Raw genomic sequence first — 1,026 nt, 5'->3', positions numbered from 1 at the left:
GTGGGAGAGTAGGACACCGCCGGACAACCATTAGGTCGAGACCCCCCAACCCACACCAGGTTGGGGGGTCTCCCACACTCAACACCACAAACACAGCAAAAGGCCCCAACCAAACCGGTAGGGGCCTTACGCATTTAAGGCTTTCCAGCTGAAGACCCCGCTGCATCTGCAGTGATCGGTGCTGCAAGGCTGTCGGTCCGGCGTCGAGGCAGGGCCGGAAGAGAAACTGTTACTGAGGGCCGGCCGGAGCCTGATCAGGAGGCCGGGGCCTTTGCCGCTTTGGCGGCTGCCTTTGCTGCCTGCTTACTGGCTCGCACCTTGGCCAGGGACTCCGGGTCCACGATGTCGGCGACGGACAGGTAGGAACCATCCTCACCGTAGTGGCCGGCTGCTTCCTGCCACCCCGCAGCTCTCAGGCCGCATTGCTTGCCCAGCAGTGCCAGGAAGATCCTGGCCTTCTGCTCGCCATAGCCTGGCAGGGCTTGGAGCCGGCGAAGCACTTCCGGGCCATCGGGGTCCCCCTGCGTCCAGATCGCGGATGCATCCCCGTCCCAGTCGCTGTCCACTGTGGCCGCGAGGGCTTGGACCCTTGCCGCCATGGAGCCGGGAAATCGATGCACTGCCGGCCTTTCCTTGAACAGTTCCACAAAGCCGGCCGGATCCTGTTCCGCGACAACGCGCGGTTCCAGGGTCCCAAGACGGGTGCGGATCTTTTCCGGGCCGGCAAAGGCTGACTCCATGGTGACCTGTTGATCCAGCAGCATGCCCGTCAGTAGGGCAAACGAGTCTTCACTGAGCAGTTGATCCGCGGCGGCATCGCCGGTGATGTGCAGTTCCATGCGTCCCATCCTCCCACCGGCGTGCACCTCCGTCACGGGAGTGTTGTGGTGGTGTTCGACGGCGGTGTGGTGGGGTTGTGGGGGTGTTGGGTGGTGGATTTGCGTTGGGGTGGTGGGGCGTGTATTGTTTTCTGAGTCGCCGGGTGCGAAACGGAAAGCCGGAAGGTGTGTACGGTTCGGTAGGCGG

At 63.5% G+C, this 1,026-nt stretch carries 1 protein-coding gene; it reads right to left on the bottom strand.

Annotated features, from left to right (window positions below):
* Positions 1-254: 254 nt before the first annotated feature.
* Entirely contained in the window at positions 255-848 is a 594-nt protein-coding gene (locus ACFUOZ_RS21400) for an HhH-GPD-type base excision DNA repair protein (RefSeq protein ID WP_377552059.1), read from the bottom strand.
* Positions 849-1,026 lie beyond the last annotated feature (178 nt).

This window comes from Paenarthrobacter sp. NPDC057355 (assembly GCF_042667405.1).
Taxonomy (GTDB): Bacteria; Actinomycetota; Actinomycetes; order Actinomycetales; family Micrococcaceae; genus Arthrobacter.
The sequence above is the reverse complement of the archived record's forward strand: the minus strand, read 5'-3'. Positions and strand labels throughout refer to the sequence as shown.